The 17,645-nt window shown below is 70.1% G+C and carries 12 protein-coding genes; 7 read left to right on the top strand and 5 right to left on the bottom strand.

The window, feature by feature from the left end; genetic code table 11:
* The first annotated feature begins 221 nt into the window (after positions 1 to 221).
* The 6 genes from OG440_RS08525 (at position 222) to OG440_RS08500 (ending at position 8,885) form a co-directional block, all read left to right on the top strand.
* Complete coding sequence (locus OG440_RS08525) at positions 222 to 1,421, top strand: ROK family transcriptional regulator (RefSeq protein WP_406006235.1); 1,200 nt, start codon at positions 222 to 224, stop codon at positions 1,419 to 1,421.
* 123 nt (positions 1,422 to 1,544) lie between these two features.
* Positions 1,545 to 2,645, top strand: a complete 1,101-nt coding sequence (locus tag OG440_RS08520; RefSeq protein ID WP_406006234.1) for a sugar ABC transporter substrate-binding protein — start codon at positions 1,545 to 1,547, stop codon at positions 2,643 to 2,645.
* A 296-nt stretch (positions 2,646 to 2,941) separates the two neighbouring features.
* Entirely contained in the window at positions 2,942 to 3,733 is a 792-nt protein-coding gene (locus OG440_RS08515) for an ATP-binding cassette domain-containing protein (protein WP_406006233.1), read from the top strand.
* The gene (locus tag OG440_RS08510) at positions 3,730 to 5,085 is read left to right on the top strand and encodes a sugar ABC transporter permease (RefSeq protein WP_406006232.1); all 1,356 of its coding nucleotides are present in this window, start codon (positions 3,730 to 3,732) and stop codon (positions 5,083 to 5,085) included. The genes OG440_RS08515 and OG440_RS08510 overlap by 4 nt, the downstream gene beginning before the upstream one ends.
* 194 nt (positions 5,086 to 5,279) lie before the next feature.
* Positions 5,280 to 7,205: a 1-deoxy-D-xylulose-5-phosphate synthase gene (dxs, locus tag OG440_RS08505; RefSeq protein WP_406006231.1), complete on the top strand. Its 1,926-nt coding sequence runs from the start codon at positions 5,280 to 5,282 to the stop codon at positions 7,203 to 7,205.
* Positions 7,206 to 7,361: 156 nt separating this feature from the next.
* The gene (locus tag OG440_RS08500) at positions 7,362 to 8,885 is read left to right on the top strand and encodes an amino acid permease (RefSeq protein WP_406006230.1); all 1,524 of its coding nucleotides are present in this window, start codon (positions 7,362 to 7,364) and stop codon (positions 8,883 to 8,885) included.
* A gap of 117 nt (positions 8,886 to 9,002) precedes the next feature.
* Here the strand turns inward: OG440_RS08500 and OG440_RS08495 are convergent, their stop codons facing one another.
* Positions 9,003 to 9,374 (bottom strand): NTP pyrophosphohydrolase, encoded by a 372-nt coding sequence (locus OG440_RS08495; protein ID WP_406006229.1) that lies wholly within the window; start codon positions 9,372 to 9,374, stop codon positions 9,003 to 9,005.
* A 78-nt stretch (positions 9,375 to 9,452) separates the two neighbouring features.
* Here OG440_RS08495 and OG440_RS08490 point away from each other — a divergent pair, with 78 nt between their 5' ends.
* Positions 9,453 to 10,469, top strand: a complete 1,017-nt coding sequence (locus OG440_RS08490; protein ID WP_406006228.1) for a hypothetical protein — start codon at positions 9,453 to 9,455, stop codon at positions 10,467 to 10,469.
* Positions 10,470 to 10,671: 202 nt separating this feature from the next.
* On the opposite strand, the gene OG440_RS08485 is transcribed toward OG440_RS08490, so the two are convergent.
* The 4 genes from OG440_RS08485 to OG440_RS08470 all read right to left on the bottom strand — a co-directional run bounded on the left by OG440_RS08485 (position 10,672) and on the right by OG440_RS08470 (position 17,622).
* Positions 10,672 to 12,798 (bottom strand): 3-hydroxyacyl-CoA dehydrogenase NAD-binding domain-containing protein, encoded by a 2,127-nt coding sequence (locus tag OG440_RS08485; RefSeq protein WP_406006227.1) that lies wholly within the window; start codon positions 12,796 to 12,798, stop codon positions 10,672 to 10,674.
* Positions 12,795 to 14,021, bottom strand: a complete 1,227-nt coding sequence (locus tag OG440_RS08480) for a thiolase family protein (protein ID WP_406006226.1) — start codon at positions 14,019 to 14,021, stop codon at positions 12,795 to 12,797. Before OG440_RS08480 ends, OG440_RS08485 begins: the two co-directional genes overlap by 4 nt.
* 158 nt (positions 14,022 to 14,179) lie before the next feature.
* Entirely contained in the window at positions 14,180 to 15,217 is a 1,038-nt protein-coding gene (locus OG440_RS08475; RefSeq protein ID WP_406006225.1) for a LacI family DNA-binding transcriptional regulator, read from the bottom strand.
* Positions 15,214 to 17,622: a glycoside hydrolase family 2 protein gene (locus tag OG440_RS08470; RefSeq protein ID WP_406006224.1), complete on the bottom strand. Its 2,409-nt coding sequence runs from the start codon at positions 17,620 to 17,622 to the stop codon at positions 15,214 to 15,216. The genes OG440_RS08475 and OG440_RS08470 overlap by 4 nt, the downstream gene beginning before the upstream one ends.
* Between the last annotated feature and the right edge of the window lie 23 nt (positions 17,623 to 17,645).

The following is a 17,645-nucleotide window of genomic DNA, read 5'->3' as shown; positions in this document are numbered from 1 at the left end:
CATCACCTGTTTCCGCCCCTGCCCCCGCCCCGGCCGCAACGCCCCGCAGCCACTCCGGCACGCCCCGCGACCCCGGCTCGGCCACCCTCCGTGTCTCTTCGCACGCAGGCGGATACTGTTCAACCTCTTGACGGGAGGCGACCCGAACGGCTCAGCTTAGAGTTCACTAGTTGGACATAGACGGGGCCTCATTGAAGCGGTCCCGCGCGCAGGAGGTCGTCGTGGAGACTCCGGGGTCGCAGTCGTCGCTGCACCGAGCCAACCTGGAGCGAGTCGTACGCGCCGTGCGTCTGGCCGGGTCCCTGACACAGGCGGAGATCGCCCGGACCACGGGCCTGTCCGCCGCCACCGTGTCCAACATCGTGCGTGAGCTGAAGGACGGCGGGACCGTCGAGGTGACGCCCACCTCGGCCGGCGGGCGAAGGGCGCGCAGCGTCAGTCTGAGCGGCGACGCGGGCATCGTCATCGGGGTTGATTTCGGACATACCCATCTACGGGTCGCGGTGGGCAATCTGGCCCATCAGGTCCTTGCCGAGGAGTCCGAGCCACTGGACGTGGACGCCTCCTCGACACAGGGCTTCGACCGGGCGGAACAGCTGGTCACACGGCTGATCGAGGCCACCGGGGTGGACCGTGCGAAGGTCGCGGGAGTGGGTCTCGGCGTGCCCGGGCCGATCGATCTGGAGTCCGGGACGCTCGGTTCGTCCGCCATCCTGCCCGGCTGGATCGGCACCAGGCCCGCCGAGGAGATGAGAGGCCGGCTCGGCGTGCCCGTGCACGTGGACAACGACGCCAACCTCGGCGCCCTCGGCGAGATGGTCTGGGGCAGTGGCAGAGGCGTGCGTGACCTCGCGTACATCAAGGTCGCGAGCGGTGTCGGCGCCGGTCTGGTGATCGAGGGGAAGATCTACCGCGGCCCCGGTGGCACCGCGGGAGAAATCGGGCATATTACACTTGACGAATCCGGCCCCGTCTGCCGCTGCGGAAATCGGGGCTGCCTGGAGACCTTCGCGGCGGCGCGCTATGTGCTGCCGCTCCTCCAGTCCAGCCACGGCACGGATCTGACGATGGAAGGCGTCGTGCGGCTGGCGAGGGACGGTGATCCGGGCTGCCGTCGGGTGATCGCCGACGTCGGCCGACACATCGGCAGTGGAGTCGCCAATCTCTGCAATCTGCTGAATCCGAGCCGGGTGGTGCTGGGCGGTGATCTCGCCGAGGCCGGTGAGCTGGTGCTCGGTCCGATCAGGGAGTCCGTCGGCCGCTATGCGATCCCGAGTGCGGCGCGTCAACTCACCGTTCTTCCGGGGGCACTTGGGGGCCGTGCGGAGGTGCTCGGAGCGCTCGCTCTCGCTCTCGGCGAGATGGGCGATTCGACCCTTTTGGACGGCACGCTGACCGCAGCGACACCTGCCTTCACTTAGAGAACGAATGACGCCGTTGCAATCTCGTTAAGTATTTACTTCTTGACGTCGAACTTGCGGCCGAGTTGACTTCGAGCCACCTCGGCCGCAGCGTTGCGGCCCTGTCAGGGAGGCACACCACAAATGAACGCAACGATGCGTAGAGTCGTGATCGGCGCCACCGCCGTGTCCATGGCGCTGTCGATTGCCGCGTGCGGCAAGGCCGGCGACGACAAGGACAGCGACTCCGGCAGCAGCAGCTCGGGCGACAAGTCCATCGGCCTGCTGCTCCCCGACAGCGTCACCGCGCGGTACGAGAAGTTCGACAAGCCGTACTTCGACGCCAAGGTCAAGGCGCTCTGCTCGGACTGCAAGCTCGAGTACGCGAACGCCGCGGCCGACTCGGCCAAGCAGGCCCAGCAGGTCAGCAGCATGGTGACCAAGGGTGTCAAGGTCATCGTGATCTCCGCCCAGGACTCCGCCGCGATCAAGTCCTCGATCCAGTCCGCGGTGGACAAGGGTGTCAAGGTCGTCGCGTACGACCGCCTCGCTCAGGGCCCCGTCTCGGCCTACGTCTCCTTCGACAACGTCAAGGTCGGCGAGCTCCAGGGCCAGGCCCTGCTCGACTCCCTCGGCGCCAAGGCGACCACCAAGTCGAAGATCGTCATGATCAACGGTGACGACGCCGACCCGAACGCCGGTCAGTTCAAGGAAGGCGCGCACAAGGCGCTCGACGGCAAGGTCGACATCGCCTACGAGCAGTCCGGCCTGTGGAAGGACACGGTCGCCGCGCAGAAGATGTCCGCGGCCATCACCCAGCTCGGTGCCAAGAACATCGCGGGCGTCTACTCCGCCAACGACGGCATGGCCGGTGGCATCGCCAACACCCTCAAGGGTGCGAAGATCAGCGGCATCCCGCTGACCGGTCAGGACGCCGAGCTCGCGGGTATCCAGCGCATCGTCGCCGGCACCCAGTCCTCGACCGTCTACAAGGCCTTCAAGCCCGAGGCCGAGGCGGCCGCCCAGCTCGCCGTCGACCTGCTCGAGGGCAAGGACATCAAGGCCGCGGCCACCCAGACGCTGACCAGCGGCTCCGGTGACAAGGTCCCCTCGCAGCTGCTGACCCCGGTGTCGGTCACCAAGGCCAACATCAAGGACACGGTGATCAAGGACGGTCTGTACACCGTCGCGGACATCTGCACCGCCGAGTACGCCGCCGCCTGCAAGGCCGCCGGTCTCCAGTAACCGGCCCGGCCGCCGCAAGGCACCCGGTCCCGAGGGCCCCTCTCGAGTCGTTGCTCGAGCCGGCCCTCGGGTCCCACCGACCGCGAAGCGGTCCCGTGAGACCTGTCCGATGCCCGCCCCACCTCACACCCCGCTGCCGGGGCGGGCGTCGGACGGAACCGTTGCCAAGTGCAGCGGATTCACGCATGTTCATCTTGTAAACCTCGTGCGTCGGCACCGCGTACCCCGCGTGTCGCGCACATCCCTCCGCGCCTGTCTTTGAGCGCGGCATCCCCGCCGGTCAGGCGGCGAAGGAGATGGTTCACGTGTCCGCTACGCCCGTGCTGGCGTTGCGCGGAGTCTCCAAGCGATTCGGTGCTGTGCAGGCACTCACCGACGTCGAGCTGGAGGTCCACGCCGGAGAAGTGGTCGCCCTGGTGGGCGACAACGGCGCAGGAAAGTCCACCCTGGTCAAGACGATCGCGGGTGTCCACCCCATCGATGAGGGCGTCATCGAGTGGGAGGGAAGCCCGGTCAACATCAACCGGCCGCACGACGCCCAGGGACTCGGCGTCGCGACCGTCTACCAGGACCTCGCCCTGTGCGACAACCTCGACGTCGTCGGCAACCTCTACCTCGGACGTGAGCTGCTGCACCGCGGCGTCATCGACGAGGTGACGATGGAGAAGAACGCCCGGGAGCTGCTCTCCACGCTCTCCATCCGCATCCCGAGCGTCCGGATCCCGATCGCGAGCCTCTCCGGAGGTCAGCGCCAGGTCGTCGCCATCGCGCGCGCCCTGATCGGCGAGCCGAAGGTCGTCATCCTCGACGAGCCCACCGCGGCTCTCGGTGTCGAGCAGACGGCGCAGGTCCTCGACCTGGTCGAGCGGCTGCGCGAGCGCAACCTCGGCGTCATCCTCATCAGCCACAACATGGCCGACGTCAAGGCGGTCGCGGACACCGTGGCCGTCCTGCGTCTGGGCAAGAACAACGGCTCCTTCCCCGTGAAGGACACCAGCCATGAAGAGATCATCGCCGCGATCACCGGGGCCACGGACAACGCCGTGACCCGTCGTGCGGGGCGTCGCACCGCGGAGGCGGCAAAGTGAGCGACACGTCCAAGACCGTGAAGAGCGACTCCTCGGAGCCCGGGAAGGTCGAGAAGACCGGGGGCGTCATCGAGGACCAGACCACCGTCGCGCCCGCCGACGACCCGACCGCCGCGCCGGTCTCCGTCGTCGACCCGCGCCTGCTGGTGCGTGAAGAGGGCTTCAAGGGCTACCTCACCGAGTTCAAGCGCAAGGTGAAGGGTGGCGAGCTGGGCCAGATCCCCGTCGTCATCGGTCTGATCGTCATCTGGACGATCTTCCAGGTGAAGAACGACCTGTTCCTGAGCGCCGACAACCTCTCGAACATCAGCTACTTCATGTCGGCCACCGGCATGCTGGCCATCGGCCTGGTGTTCGTCCTGCTGCTCGGTGAGATCGACCTGTCGGTCGGTTCCGTCAGCGGCCTGGCGTCGACACTGTTCGCCGTGTTCGTGGTGGACCACACCATGAACCCGTGGCTGTCGCTGGTCCTGACGGTCCTCACCGGTGCGGTCATCGGCGCACTGCAGGGCTGGTTCTTCGCGAAGATCGGCGTACCGGCCTTCGTGGTCACCCTGGCCGGCTTCCTCGGCTGGAACGGTCTGATGCTGTGGCTGCTGGGCTCCAGCGGCACGATCAACATCCCGTCGGACTCCGGCCCGGTGCACCTGCTCGGCCAGAACTCCTTCTTCATGGACCAGGCGATCATCGGCGCCTACCTGCTGGCCGGTCTCGCCGTCGTGCTGACCGCCGTCGGCAACTTCGGCGAGCAGCGTCGCCGCCGGGCCGCCGGTGTGCCGTTCCGGCCGACCACCGAGATCCTGCTGCGCGTCGGCGCGCTGGCCGTCGCGTCCTTCCTCGCGGCGAGCGTGCTGAACAACGCGTCCGGTGTCTCCAACGCGTTGGTGATCTTCCTGGCGGCGCTGGTGATCGTCGACTTCGTGCTCCGTCGCACCACGTACGGCCGTAAGGTCTTCGCGGTCGGTGGCGGTATCGAGGCGGCGCGCCGTGCCGGTATCAACGTGCCGATGGTCCGCATCACCGTGTTCGCCATCTCCGGTGGCTTCGCGGCGGTCGGCGGCATGTTCTTCGCGGGTCAGACGGCGTCCGCGACGCTGAACGCCGGCGGCGGCAACACCCTGATGCTCGCCATCGCGGCGGCCGTCATCGGTGGTACGAGCCTCTTCGGCGGCCGCGGCACCGTGTGGTCCGCGCTCCTGGGCATGCTGGTCATCCAGTCCATCCAGACCGGCCTCGACCTGCTGAACATGAACACCTCGATCCAGTACATGATCACCGGTGGTGTTCTGCTGGGCGCGGTCGTCATCGACTCCATCTCCCGCAAGAGCCAGAAGGCCGCCGGTCGCGGCTGACGCTCCCGGTGACCTCGCTGTGCCCGGCATCCGTACCGATGCCGGGCACAGTCGTGTCATAGGAAAGGCTCATTCTGGGTACGGCCGTTCGCGTGACCTATGACCCATGGGCCGGAGTCCGTCCGCCCGGGCGGAACATTAGACTCGACAAGCCCGGCAACAGCTCGATCAGCTTTTACTGCAAGGAGGCACGGGTGCCGCTGCTGACCCGCATCAGGGGACCGCGTGATCTGGACCGGCTCAGCCTGGAGGAGCTGGACCAGCTGGCAGAGGAGATCCGGACCTTCCTCGTCGACGCCGTCTCCAAGACCGGTGGCCACCTCGGCCCCAACCTCGGCGTGGTCGAGCTCACCATCGCCCTGCACCGGGTCTTCGAGTCCCCGAAGGACAAGGTGCTGTGGGACACCGGCCACCAGTCCTACGTGCACAAGCTGCTCACCGGCCGGCAGGACTTCTCCCGGCTGAAGATGAAGGGCGGCCTGTCCGGCTACCCCTCGCAGGCCGAGTCCGAGCACGACGTCATCGAGAACAGCCACGCCTCCACGGTGCTCGGCTGGGCCGACGGCCTCGCGAAGGCCAACCAGATCCTGGACCGCGACGACCACGTCGTCGCCGTCATCGGAGACGGCGCGCTCACCGGCGGCATGGCCTGGGAGGCGCTGAACAACATCGCCGACGGGGACCGCCCGCTGGTGATCGTCGTCAACGACAACGAGCGTTCCTACGCGCCGACCATCGGCGGCCTGGCCAACCACCTCGCCACCCTGCGTACCACGGACGGCTACGAGCGTTTCCTCGCCCGCACGAAGGAGGTGCTGGAGCGCACCCCCGTCGTCGGCAGACCCCTCTACGAGACCCTGCACGGCGCCAAGAAGGGCCTGAAGGACTTCATCGCCCCCCAGGGCATGTTCGAGGACCTCGGCCTGAAGTACGTCGGCCCGATCGACGGCCACGACATCGAGGCCCTGGAGTCCGCGCTGGCCCGCGCCAAGCGCTTCGGCGGCCCGGTCATCGTGCACTGCCTCACCGAGAAGGGCCGCGGCTACCAGCCCGCCCTCCAGGACGAGGCCGACCGCTTCCACGGCATCGGCCCCATCCACCCCGACACCGGTCTGCCGATCAAGGCGTCGGGAGCCGACTGGACCTCCGTCTTCGGCGACGAGATGGTCCGGCTCGGCAAGGAGCGCGAGGACATCGTCGCGATCACGGCGGCGATGCTGCAGCCGGTCGGTCTGAAGAAGTTCGCGGACGCCTTCCCGAACCGCATCTACGACGTGGGCATCGCCGAGCAGCACGCCGCCGTCTCCGCCGCGGGCCTGGCGGCGGGCGGGGTGCATCCGGTGTTCGCGGTGTACGCCACCTTCCTCAATCGTGCCTTCGACCAGGTCCTGATGGATGTCGCCCTCCACAAGTGCGGTGTGACGTTCGTACTGGACCGGGCGGGTGTCACCGGCACCGACGGCGCCTCCCACAACGGCATGTGGGACATGTCGATCCTCCAGGTCGTCCCGGGCCTCAGGCTCGCCGCCCCGCGCGACGCCGACCAGGTCCGCGCCCAGCTGCGCGAGGCCGTCGAGGTCGAGGACGCGCCGACCGTCGTCCGATTCTCCAAGGGCGCCGTCGGCCCCGCCGTACCCGCCGTGGGACGCGTCGGCGGCATGGACGTGCTGCGCGAGAGCGGCACCGACACCCCGGACGTGCTGCTGGTCTCGGTGGGCGCCCTCGCCCCGATGTGCCTGGAGATCGCGACCCTCCTCGACCGGCAGGGCATCACCACCACGGTCGTCGACCCCCGGTGGGTCAAACCCGTCGACGAGGCCATGGCCCCGCTCGCCGAGCGGCACCGCGTGGTCGTGACCGTCGAGGACAACTCCCGTGTCGGAGGCGTCGGCTCGGCGGTCGCCCAGGCACTGCGCGACGCGGGTGTCGACGTGCCGCTGCGCGACTTCGGCATCCCGCCCCGCTTCCTCGACCACGCCTCCCGCGCCGAGGTCATGGCCGAGATCGGGCTCACCGCTCCCGACATCGCCCGCCAGGTCACCGGCCTGGTCTCCCGGCTCGACGGCAGGTACGGCAGCACGGCCGCCGAGGTCGACTCCGTGGAGTCCGCCCGGGACTGACGCCGTACCGGGCAAGCCGACACGCCCGAATGGGCCGGTTCGACCACTGTGAAGAGTGGTTGAACCGGCCCATTCGCGTTAACCCGCCCGCGCCGGGGCATACGGTCTACGCCCCCTCTCGATCATGTCGAGGACGACACAGCGTGGGAGGTCCCCGTGAGCAGCACCCTCTTCCGGACGAAGAAGGTCGAGCAGTCCATCCTCGATACCGAGGAACCCGAGCACGCGCTCAAGAAATCCCTGTCCGCGCTGGACCTCACCGTCTTCGGCGTCGGCGTCATCATCGGCACCGGCATCTTCGTCCTGACCGGCACGGTGGCCAAGAACAACGCCGGTCCGGCCGTCGCCCTGGCCTTCGTGGTGGCCGGGGTCGTCTGTGCCCTCGCCGCGCTCTGCTACGCGGAGTTCGCCTCGACCGTCCCGGTGGCGGGGTCGGCGTACACCTTCTCGTACGCCTCCCTCGGCGAGCTTCCCGCCTGGATCATCGGCTGGGACCTGGTCCTGGAGTTCGCGCTCGGCACGGCGGTGGTGGCCGTCGGCTGGTCCGGGTACATCGCCTCGCTGCTCGACAACGCGGGCTGGCACCTGCCGGCGGCGCTCAGCGGCAGAGAGGGAGCCGACGGTTTCGGCTTCGACATCCTGGCCGCCGCTCTCGTGCTGGTGCTGACGGCCATTCTCGTGGTCGGCACGAAGCTCTCCGCGCGGGTCACCTCGGTCGTGGTCGCCATCAAGGTGACCGTCGTCCTGACCGTGATCATCGCCGGTGCCTTCTTCATCCACGGCGAGAACTACGACCCGTTCATCCCGAAGGCGCAGGCCGTCGAGGCGGGCAACGGTCTCCAGTCGCCGATGATCCAGCTGATCTTCGGCTGGGCGCCCTCGAACTTCGGCGTGATGGGCATCTTCACCGCCGCCTCCGTCGTCTTCTTCGCGTTCATCGGCTTCGACGTGGTCGCCACGGCCGCCGAGGAGACCAAGCACCCGCAGCGCGACATGCCCCGCGGCATCATCGGCTCGCTCATCATCTGCACGGTTCTGTACGTCGCCGTGTCGATCGTCGTCACCGGGATGCAGCACTACACCAAGCTGTCCGTCAGCGCCCCGCTCGCCGACGCCTTCAAGGCCACCGGGCACCCCTGGTTCGCAGGCTTCATCAGCTTCGGCGCCGCCGTCGGCCTGACCACCGTCTGCATGATCCTGCTGCTCGGCCAGACCCGCGTCTTCTTCGCGATGAGCCGCGACGGACTGCTGCCCCGCTTCTTCTCGCACGTCCACCCGCGGTTCAAGACCCCGCACCGGCCGACCATCCTGCTCGGCGTCCTCATCGCGATCCTGGCCGGCTTCACCAGCCTCAGCGAACTCGCCGAGCTGGTGAACATCGGCACCCTCTTCGCCTTCGTGGTCGTCGCCATCGGCGTGATCCTGCTGCGCAAGTCCCGCCCCGACCTGCCCCGGTCCTTCCGGACCCCGTGGGTGCCGTTCCTGCCGATCGTGTCGGTGTGCGCCTCGCTGTGGCTGATGCTCAACCTGCCCGCCGAGACCTGGCTGCGGTTCGGTATCTGGATGGTCATCGGCTTCGTCGTGTACTTCCTCTACGGCCGCTCGCACAGCCGTCTGGGGCAGCAGGAGCGGACGGCCGCCGGCGCGGCCTCCGGGCCGGGGCGCGACGACACCGTGTGACGCCGGCGGAGCCCCGGCCCCGCCCCGCCGCGCGGGGCCCCGGCCCCGCACCCCGGCGGCCGCGTACCGCGGGGCCGTGTGCCTCTACGACCGCGTACCGCTTCAGGTCCGTACTCCTCAGTCCCGTACCGAGCGCGGGCCCGTCACGTCCGCGCCCAGCTCCGTCACCCGGCGGCGCAGCTCGCGGTCGGCCGTGACGACCAGGCGGGAGCGCTGCGCGGACCCGGCGACCAGCTCGACGACACGGTCGTCCCCGCTGCCGGGCGCCGCCTCCACCCGCACGCCGGGCACCGACTCCACCCCGCGGGCCGCGCCCTCCACGACGAGGACGATCTCCTGCGGCCCCTCGTGGCCCCGCAGCCCGTCCACCGCCAACCGGTCACGCAGGCGCTCCGCGGCCCCGCGCCGGTCCCGCCACCACCCGTCGGGCACCGACCCGACCACGTTCGCTGCGTCGACGATCACGAGCAGCGCGGCATTGTCGTCCATCGGCCCAGGTTCGCACGACCGCTCCCATGGGCGGACCCTCGCGCAGGCACCGTGAGGGGCCCGTCATAAAGTGATCGGGTGAACGGCGACTGGCTCATACGCGGCCGCGACGGACGGCTCGGCGTCTATCTGACGTCGGACGACGCCGTCCTGTGCCGGGCGGAACGTACCCCGGGCGGGCCCTGGGAGGCCCCACGCAGGGTGGGCGGCGACCAGAAGGTGTACCCCGCCGCGGCCATCGGCCAGGGCGCCGACGGCTACGCCCACCTGACCTCCTGGCGGCCCACGGTGAAGGGGGAGGCGGGCCTGGTGCACTCCGCGCACTTCCGCCCGCACCTCTCCGCCCTGGACTGGACGCCCATCGGCCATCCCAACAAGAAGGGCGACCGCACCGGCACGCCCGCCGTCGCGGTGGACGCCCAGGGGCGCGCGCACGTCTTCGCCCGCAACATCGGCACGGGACTGTGCATGGTCGCCCAGAAGGAGAAGGGGGGCTGGGACCCGTGGCGCGACCTCAAGGGGCAGGGCATCGAGGGGCCGCCGATCGCGGTGACGGGGGAGTCCGGCACCGTCCACGCGTACGCCGCCGTCTCCGGTGGGATCCTGCACTGGCGCCAGGAGGCGCCGGGCACCCAGCCGGTGCTCCAGGAGCCCCTCAGGACATCGGTCAGGAGCCGCACCCTGCGGGCGCTGGCCACCTCCCCGGAGCACACCACCCTCTTCTACACCGACGACTCCGGTGACGTCTGCGCGTGGCGTCCCGGCACCGAGCCCGTCTCCGTACTCGCCGCCGCCGGCCCCGGTCCGGTCGCCGCGATCCGCACGGAACTCGACGGTCACGACTGCACGTTGCTCGCCCAGCGCTCCGCGAGCGGGCGGGTCGCCTTCGCGGCGTATCCGACCGAACGGGAGTCGGCCGGCGCCTGGTGGGCCGAGTCGGGCCCCCAGCTGCCCGCCGACGCCGTGGTGGCGCTCGCCAAGGACCACGAGGACCGGGTGGTCGCGGCCGCCCTGTCCCCGGCGACCGGCATGCTCCAGCTCACGCGCCGCAAGGACGAGCCCGGCCTGGCCCTGATGGCCTGGCGGACGGTGTGACGCGGAGGAACCGTCCGACGCGGCCGGCGGTACGCCCACCAGGATCACCGCGCCGGAGGCCGGGCACCCCGAACTGACGGCGCGGCGCGGCGCGCCGAGGCCGGCAGGACGACGGAAGCACGGGAACACGGGAACACGGGAAAGAGGGCCCCCGCCGGTGGCGGAGGCCCTCTTCACGTCCGAAGACGCGTTGCTACAGCGGTTACGCCGGAACCGAGGCCACGCCCGGCGCCAGGAACTTCTTGCCGTTCACGCGCTCGGAGACACCTTCGCGGTCCAGGTACGGCGTGATGCCGCCCAGGTGGAAGGGCCAGCCGGCGCCCGTGATCAGGCAGAGGTCGATGTCCTGCGCCTCGGCGACGACACCCTCGTCGAGCATGAGCCCGATCTCCTGCGCCACCGCGTCCAGGACGCGCGCCCGCACCTGCTCCTCGTCGAGGACGGTGTCGCCCTGCTTCAGGAGCGCGGAGACCTCGGGGTCCAGCTCGGGCTTGCCGCTGTCGTAGACGTAGAAGCCGCGCTTGCCGGCCTTGACGACGGCCGCGAGGTTCGGAGAGACCGTGAAACGGTCCGGGAACGCCCGGTTGAGCGTTTCCGAGACGTGCAGACCGATCGCCGGACCCACCAGCTCGAGGAGCACCAGCGGGGACATCGGCAGGCCGAGCGGTTCCACCGCCTTTTCCGCCACCGCGACCGGGGTGCCCTCGTCGATGACGTTCTGCACCTCGCCCATGAAACGGGTGAGAATGCGGTTCACGACGAACGCCGGGGCGTCCTTCACCAGAACCGCGGTCTTCTTCAGCTTCTTGGCGACGGCGAAGGCCGTGGCCAGCGAGGCGTCGTCGGTCTGCTCGCCGCGGACGATCTCGAGGAGCGGCAGGATCGCGACCGGGTTGAAGAAGTGGAAGCCCACGACCCGCTCGGGGTTCTTCAGCTTCGACGCCATCTCGGAGACCGACAGCGAGGAGGTGTTCGTGGCGAAGATCGCGTGCGCCGGGGCGACCGCCTCGACCTCCGCGAACACCTGCTGCTTGACGCCGATCTCCTCGAACACGGCCTCGATGACGAAGTCCGCGTCGGCGAAGCCCTCGGCCTTGTCCAGCACACCGGACACCAGCGCCTTGAGGCGGTTGGCCTTGTCCTGGTTGATGCGGCCCTTGCCGAGCAGCTTCTCGATCTCGGCGTGGACGTAGCCCACACCCTTGTCGACGCGCTCCTGGTCGATGTCGGTCAGCACGACCGGCACCTCGAGGCGGCGCAGGAACAGCAGCGCGAGCTGCGAGGCCATCAGGCCCGCGCCCACGACGCCGACCTTGGTGACCGGACGCGCCAGGGACTTGTCCGGGGCGCCGGCCGGGCGCTTGCCGCGCTTCTGCACCAGGTTGAACGCGTAGATGCCGGAGCGCAGTTCGCCACCCATGATCAGGTCGGCGAGCGCCACGTCCTCGGCGTCGTAGCCCTGCTGGAGGTCGCCGTTCTTGGCGGCGGCGATGATGTCGAGGGCGCGGTAGGCGGCCGGGGCCGCGCCGTGCACCTTGCTGTCGGCCACGAACCGGCCACGGGCGACGGCCTGGTCCCAGGCCTCACCGCGGTCGATCACCGGGCGGTCGACGACGATCTCGCCCTTGAGGACGGACGCCGTCCACAGCAGCGACTGCTCCAGGAAGTCCGCACCCTCGAACAGGGCGTCGGCGATGCCCAGCTCGTAGACCTGGGCGCCCTTGAGCTGCTTGTTCTGGTTCAGCGAGTTCTCGATGATCACCGAGACGGCCTTGTCGGCGCCGATCAGGTTCGGCAGCAGCGTGCAGCCGCCCCAGCCGGGGACCAGACCGAGGAAGACCTCGGGCAGCGAGAAGGCCGGCAGCGCCGCGGACACGGTGCGGTACCTGCAGTGCAGACCGACCTCGACGCCGCCGCCCATCGCCGCGCCGTTGTAGTACGCGAAGGTCGGGACCGCGAGGTTCGACAGGCGCTTGAAGACCTCGTGACCGCCCTTGCCGATGGCGAGCGCGTCCTTGTGCTCCTTGAGGAGCTCGACGCCCTTGAGGTCCGCGCCGACGGCGAAGATGAACGGCTTGCCGGTGACGCCGATACCGACGATCTCGCCGGCCGCGGCCTCCTTCTCGACCTGGTCGATCGCGGCGTCGAGGTTCGCGAGGGACTGGGGGCCGAAGGTGGTCGGCTTGGTGTGGTCGAAACCGTTGTCCAGCGTGATCAGGGCGAAGCGCCCCGCGCCGAACGGCAGGTCCAGGTGACGGACGTGCGCCTGGGTGACGACCTCGTCGGGGAACAGCTCGGCCGCGCCCTTCAGCAGTTCGGTGGTGCTCACTTGTCGCCTCCGGCGGCCTCGAAGTGCGGGTTCTCCCAGATGACCGTGGCGCCCATGCCGAAGCCGACGCACATGGTGGTCAGGCCGTAGCGGACGTTCGGCTGTTCCTCGAACTGGCGGGCCAGCTGCGTCATCAGGCGGACGCCGGAGGAGGCCAGCGGGTGACCGAAGGCGATCGCCCCGCCGTACTGGTTGACGCGCTCGTCGTCGTCCGCGATGCCGTAGTGGTCGAGGAAGGCCAGGACCTGGACGGCGAAGGCCTCGTTGATCTCGAAGAGGCCGATGTCGGAGATGGACAGACCGGCCTGGGCCAGTGCCTTCTCGGTGGCCGGGATCGGGCCGTAGCCCATGACCTCCGGCTCGACACCCGCGAAGGAGTACGCGACGAGGCGCATCTTCACCGGCAGGTCGTTCTCGCGGGCGAAGTCCTCGGACGCGATGAGGGAAGCGGTCGCGCCGTCGTTCAGACCGGCCGCGTTACCGGCCGTTACCCGGCCGTGCACACGGAACGGGGTCTTGAGGCCGGAAAGGTTTTCCAGCGTCGTTCCCGGGCGCATCGGCTCGTCGGCGGTGACCAGGCCCCAGCCCGTCTCCCCGGCGTCCGGGTTGGTGCGGCGGACCGAGACCGGCACCAGGTCGGCCTGGATCTTGCCGTTCGCGTAGGCCTTGGCGGCCTTCTCCTGCGAGCGCACGGCGTACTCGTCGGCGCGCTGCTTGGTGATCTGCGGGTAACGGTCGTGCAGGTTCTCGGCGGTCATGCCCATGAACAGGGCGGACTCGTCGACCAGCTTCTCGCTGACGAAGCGCGGGTTGGGGTCCACGCCCTCGCCCATCGGGTGGCGGCCCATGTGCTCGACACCGCCGGCGATGGCGACGTCGTAGGCGCCGAAGGCGACGGAGCCGGCGACCGCGGTGACGGCCGTCAGGGCGCCCGCGCACATGCGGTCGATGGAGTAGCCGGGCACGGAGGTCGGCAGACCGGCCAGGATGCCGGCCGTGCGGCCGAGGGTCAGGCCCTGGTCACCGATCTGCGTGGTCGCGGCGATGGCGACCTCGTCGATCTTCTTGGGGTCGAGACCGGGGTTGCGGCGCAGCAGCTCCCGGATCGCCTTCACGACGAGGTCGTCGGCGCGCGTCTCGTGGTAGATGCCCTTCGGGCCCGCCTTGCCGAACGGGGTACGGACGCCGTCGACGAAGACGACGTCCCTGACGGTACGAGGCACGATGACTCTCCTCCAGGTGCGGGATGGCACTGCTGCGACACGCAAGCGCTGAGCGCGCGCTCAGGACCCATGCTACTTGTGGGTAACGTAGCTGCCCAGTCCCGGAGGGCCAAGCGGTGAACGTCACACCCGGAAGGGGGGCGAGGTCACCCTCGCGCTCACCCCCGCGGCGGAGCCGTCGAGCCCCGTGGAGTCAGTACGGGCGTCGGCACCGGGTGCGATCCCGGACCCGACCCGGTGATCACACCGAACAGCGTCCGCGCCGCCTCCGCGCCGAATCCGTGCACGTCATGGCTCATCGCGGAGAGCGTCGGATGGGTGAGCCGGCACAGCTGGGAGTCGTCCCAGGCGAGCAGGGACACGTCACCCGGCACCCCGAGCCCCATCTCGGCCGCCACGGCCAGTCCGGCCACCGCCATGATGTCGTTGTCGTAAACGATTGCCGTCGGCCGGTCCGCCGGAGCGGCGGTCAGCATCGAGCGGGTCGCCCGCGCCCCCGCCTCCCCCGAGTAGTCCGTGGCGACCTGCCACGCCCCGGCCAGCCCCAGAGTCCGCGCCGCAGCGTCGAAGGCGGCGGTCCGCATCACCGTGTGCCCGAGCGCGGCCGCGCCTCCCACCCGGGCGATCCGCCGGTGCCCCAGCGCCGCGAGATAGCGCACCGCCTCCGTCACCGCCGTCGCGTCGTCGGTCCACACGGACGTCAGGCTCCCGGTCAACGCGGGGTGCCCCACCGCGACCACGGGCATCCCCAGCTTCTCGGCCGCCGCCACCCGGGGATCGTCGGCCCGGAAGTCGACCAGGATCGAGCCGCCGATCTGCCGCCCCCGCCACCACGACTCCAGCAGACCGGCCTCCTCCTCGACGGTGCGCACCAGCCGCAGCAGCAACGAACAGGAGTGCTCGGTCAGGACGCTCTCCACCCCGGAGACGAACTCCATGTAGAACGGTTCCAGGCCCAGCATCCGCGCCGGCCGGCAGATCGCGAGCCCCACCACGTCCACGCGCGAACTCGACAGCGAGCGTGCCGTGAGGTTCGGTTCCCAGCCCAGCTCCCGCGCCGCCGCGAAGATCCGGTCCCGTGTTGACTCCGACAACCCCGGCTTGCGGTTGAAGGCGAGCGACACGGCGCCCTTGGACACGCCGGCCCGCGCCGCCACGTCCTTGATGGTGACGCGGGGTGACGGGGACGCTGTCATCGAGCGGGCTCCTGGCAGTACAGCGCGGCCCGGGCGGCGGCGGCATCCGGAGTCTCCCAGCCCTCGACCCCGATGGTCACCCGTTCCCCGGGCAGCAGGGTCACGAGCCCCCGGTCGGCGCGCGCCCCCGGATCCAGCCGGTCGGCCTGGAGGAGCAGATCCCGTACGAGGGTGAGGGCCGTGACCGTGACGCTCCCCGGCTCCACGGTCACCTCGAACCGCGGCCGCGGGTACGGGATGTCGCGGTCGGGTGCCGGGAAACGCACGGCACGCAGCCCTTCCCCGCTCCCGGCCTCGTCCGGCCGGGTGGACCCCCGCGCGTCGGCCACCAGGAACTCCTTCGGCCCGGTCGGCTCGAGTTCGGCCGGCACCCGCACCTCGTCCACCACCCGGGCCGCGACTGCCAGTTCCAATCTCGCCGCGCCGATCACTTCCCCCTCCACGGACATCCGCCGCAACGACAACGTGCCCGCCCACGGCTCACCCGACTGGTTCACGGCCGCCAACACCAGTGCGCCGTCCCGCGCTTGGAAGGTGAGCAACCGGTCCGCGTAGAGCCGCCGCAACTCGTGGTACAGCGGTTTCTCCCGCCCGTCCCCGTCGATCGCCGCCCAGGACGTCACCGGCCAGCAGTCGTTGAGCTGCCAGACGATCGTGCCCGCGCAGACCGGCCAGTGCGACCGCCAGTGCTCGATCCCGGTCGCCACGGCCCGCGCCTGGTTGACCTGCGTGAGGTAGTGCCAACGGTCGAAATCACCGTCGGGCACGGCGAAGTGGCGGGCGAGACCGCGCTCCAGCTTGCCGTTGCCATCCTCGGCCTTCTGGTGATGCAGCATGCCGGGGGAGTCCGCCGTCAGCTCCTCGCCCGGCAGCGCCCGCCGCAGCGTCGCGTGGGCGGGCGGCGCCTGCCAGCCGAACTCGGCGACGAACCGCGGTACTTCACTCTCGTACGCGGAGTAGTCGTGCCGGTTCCACACCTCCCACGAATGGTGCGTCCCGTGCGCGGGGTCGTTCGGATGGTGCTCCCACGACCCCGACCAGGGGCTCCCCGCCGTGTACGGCCGAGTCGGATCCGACTCGGCCACGACACGCGGAAGCACGCCCAGGTAGTACCCCTCGCCCCAGGAGTCCCCGCCGAGCCGCTCCTCCCACCCCCAGTCCCTGAACCCCCACAGATTCTCGTTGTTGCCGTTCCACAACACGAGCGACGGATGCGGCATCAGCCGTACGACGTTCTCGCGGGCCTCCGCCTCCACCTCGCCCCGCAACGGCTGCTCCTCGGGGTAGGCCGCGCACGCGAACGGGAAGTCCTGCCACACCAGCAGGCCCAGCTCGTCGCAGGCGTCGTAGAAGTCCTCGCTCTCGTAGATGCCGCCGCCCCAGACCCGGACCAGGTCGACCCCGATGTCCGCCGCCTGTCGCAACCGCTTGCGGTAACGCTCCCGGGTCACCCGGGACGGAAACACGTCGTCCGGGATCCAGTTCACGCCCCTGGCGAAGAGCCGCTCCCCGTTGACGACGAGGGTGAAACCGGTTCCGTGGGCGTCCGCGGAGGTGTCCAGGCCGACGCTGCGGAACCCCACGCGCCGCCGCCAGACGTCGAGCGGCGCACTCCCGTGACGCAACGTCAGCTCGACCTCGTACAACGGCTGTCCGCCGTAGCCGCGCGGCCACCAGAGCTCCGCGTCCGGCACCTCGACCCGCACGACACCGCTGGTGCCCGTCACCTCGGTGCGCACCGACCGTCCCGCCACCCGGGCCTCCAGCGTGAGCCCGGCCTCCACCCGGGTCCGTTCCACGTCCACCCGCAGCTCGACGACCCCGACACCTTCCTCGACGGTCACCAGGGGGCGCACCCGCGCGAGCCGGGCCGTCGACCAGCGCTCCACCCGCACCGGCCGCCAGATCCCCGCCGTCACCAGGGTGGGCCCCCAGTCCCAGCCGAACGAGCACGCCATCTTGCGGAGGTACTGGTACGGCTCGGAGTAGGCGGACGGGCGCTCACCGACCGTGCCGCGCACGGCGTCCGCCTCGGCGTAGGCCGACACGAACCGGACGGCCAGCGACCCCTGGAGCCCCGTCACGTCGAACCGGTACGAGCGGTGCATGTTCCGCACCCGGCCGAGGAGCCGACCGTCCAGCGTGATCTCCGCGACCGTGTCGAGCCCGTCGAAGACCAGGTCGCTCTGCTCGTGCCCGGACGGCACGGCCGGCAGTTCCCTCTCGTAGGTCCACTCGCGCCGCCCGACCCACGCGACCTCCTTCTCACCGAGACCGAGGAACGGGTCCGGGATCACCCCGGCGGCGAGCAGATCGGTGTGCACACAGCCCGGCACCACGGCCGGGAGCGACCTTCCCTCGTGCCGCAGCTGCCATCCGTCGTCGAGCGGTGAGGCCTCCAGCATGCGCACTCCCTAAACCGGTAAAG

The sequence above is a fragment of the Streptomyces sp. NBC_00637 genome, from assembly GCF_045161545.1.
Taxonomy (GTDB): domain Bacteria; phylum Actinomycetota; class Actinomycetes; order Streptomycetales; family Streptomycetaceae; genus Streptomyces.
The sequence above is the reverse complement of the archived record's forward strand: the minus strand, read 5'-3'. Positions and strand labels throughout refer to the sequence as shown.

Excerpts from the sequence above, each read along its gene's own strand:
- OG440_RS08515 (WP_406006233.1), top strand. The coding sequence starts at position 2,942 with ATGGTTCACGTGTCCGCTACGCCCGTGCTGGCGTTGCGCGGAGTCTCC.
- OG440_RS08520 (WP_406006234.1), top strand. The coding sequence starts at position 1,545 with ATGAACGCAACGATGCGTAGAGTCGTGATCGGCGCCACCGCCGTGTCC.
- OG440_RS08470 (WP_406006224.1), bottom strand. The coding sequence starts at position 17,622 with ATGCTGGAGGCCTCACCGCTCGACGACGGATGGCAGCTGCGGCACGAG.
- OG440_RS08475 (WP_406006225.1), bottom strand. The coding sequence starts at position 15,217 with ATGACAGCGTCCCCGTCACCCCGCGTCACCATCAAGGACGTGGCGGCG.
- OG440_RS08495 (WP_406006229.1), bottom strand. The coding sequence starts at position 9,374 with ATGGACGACAATGCCGCGCTGCTCGTGATCGTCGACGCAGCGAACGTG.